Origin of the sequence: Methylomonas rivi (assembly GCF_024505165.1) — a bacterium.
GTDB lineage: Bacteria > Pseudomonadota > Gammaproteobacteria > Methylococcales > Methylomonadaceae > Methylomonas > Methylomonas rivi.
Genome location: NZ_JANIBK010000292.1, coordinates 1 through 1,737, shown reverse-complemented (window position 1 = coordinate 1,737; position 1,737 = coordinate 1). Strand labels below are relative to the sequence as shown.

Genomic DNA, 1,737 nt, shown 5'->3' with positions numbered 1-1,737 from the left:
GGCCCAGACTGTGTCAAAACGCCAACTTTGGTATAATTTGGCCTAGGATTTAATGATTGGAGCCAACCGATGAATCGATTCATTAAAGGCGAATGTCGCACCCAAATCACCTTACTACCTGAAAGTCTGGATGATTATGTTGTCGAGACAAATCCGGTTCGGGTGGTTGATGTCTTTGTGGATGAACTGGACCTGAGTCAACTCGGTTTCGAGGGCGTTAATCCCGCTGTTACCGGCAGACCCGCCTATCACCCCGCCGTTTTATTGAAGATTTATATCTACGGTTACCTCAATCGTATCCAATCCAGCCGTCGCCTGGAAAAAGAAACCCAACGTAACATTGAGTTGATGTGGTTGACCGGACGCTTGATGCCGGATTTCAAAACCATTGCCAATTTCCGCAAAGAGAATGGTAAAGCCATCCGCAACGTCTGCCGCCAGTTCGTCATGTTGTGTCAGCAGTTAGGTTTATTTTCAGAAGCCTTGGTAGCCATTGACGGTAGCAAGTTTAAAGCGGTTAACAACCGTGATCGTAATTTCACCAGCGCGAAATTGCAGCGAAGAATGGAAGAGATCGAGTCGAGTATCAATCGTTATTTGACGGAACTGGATACTGCAGATCGTCAAGAACCTACTGTCGCGCAGGCGAAAACCGAGCGTTTGCAAGACAAAATTGCCGCTTTAAAAGCACAAATGAAAGCCCTGAAAGACATTGAGGTTCAGCTTAATCAAACACCCGACAAGCAAATTTCCCTGACTGATCCTGATGCCCGCTCCATGAAGACGCGCGGTACGGGCATCGTCGGTTATAACGTCCAGACGGCGGTTGATACTCAGCATCATTTGATTGTGGAACACGATGTCATCAACGAGGGTGTCGACCGTAGCCAACTGTCCGGCATGGCGAAAAAAGCACGCAGTGCGATGGGCGTTGATGATTTAACCGTCATTGCCGATCGGGGTTATTTCAAAAGCGAAGAAATTCTTGCCTGCCACGAAGCCGGCATTACCGCGATTGTGCCCAAGACCGTCACCTCAATCGCCACCGCAGAAGGACGATTCAGCAAAGCGGATTTCATCTACGATGCGGAAAAGAACGAATACCGCTGCCCCGCTGACAAGGCGCTCATTTGGCGGTTTTCCAGCATCGAACACGGCTTGAAACTACACCGTTACTGGAGCTCGGTCTGCCAAAGCTGTACGCTCAAGGAACAATGTACACCCGGTCCACAACGGCGCGTCAGTCGCTGGGAGCACGAGGACATTCTCGACGCCATGCAATCTCGCCTGGACTTGGCGCCCGACAGCATGAGGATTCGGCGCCAAACCGTCGAACATCCCTTCGGCACGCTCAAAGCCTGGATGGGCGCCACGCATTTTTTGATGAAAACATTGGAGCACGTCCGCACAGAAATGAGCTTGCATGTGCTGGCCTATAACTTGAAAAGAGTGATCAATATCATGGGTCTTAAAGCGCTGATTGAAGGCATAAAAGTCAAGATGGCTTATTGCTGTAAGCAAAACGAAAGCGCAATAGCGGTTTAAGAACTATTGGGGCTCTTTTTTTGAAAAATAGTGGACAAGACTTTCTAGAATCCCAGTATTGGAAACTGGCTAATTGAGATGTATCTCGAGCGCTGGTTCTTCCTGTAACCTAAATCAGTTCTAAAATCCGAATAAATTTCACTGGTTTACGCAAATAATCCCGTTTCATGGGTTTTTACACAGTCTGGGCCG

At 48.5% G+C, this 1,737-nt stretch carries 1 protein-coding gene; it reads left to right on the top strand.

The window, feature by feature from the left end; genetic code table 11:
• Window positions 1-69 precede the first annotated feature (69 nt).
• Window positions 70-1,545 carry an IS1182 family transposase gene (locus NP596_RS21215; protein WP_256617372.1) on the top strand — a complete coding sequence of 492 codons (1,476 nt, stop codon included), beginning with the start codon at window positions 70-72 and terminating at the stop codon, window positions 1,543-1,545.
• The last annotated feature ends 192 nt before the right edge of the window (window positions 1,546-1,737 follow it).

Excerpts from the sequence above, each read along its gene's own strand:
- NP596_RS21215 (WP_256617372.1), top strand. The coding sequence starts at position 70 with ATGAATCGATTCATTAAAGGCGAATGTCGCACCCAAATCACCTTACTA.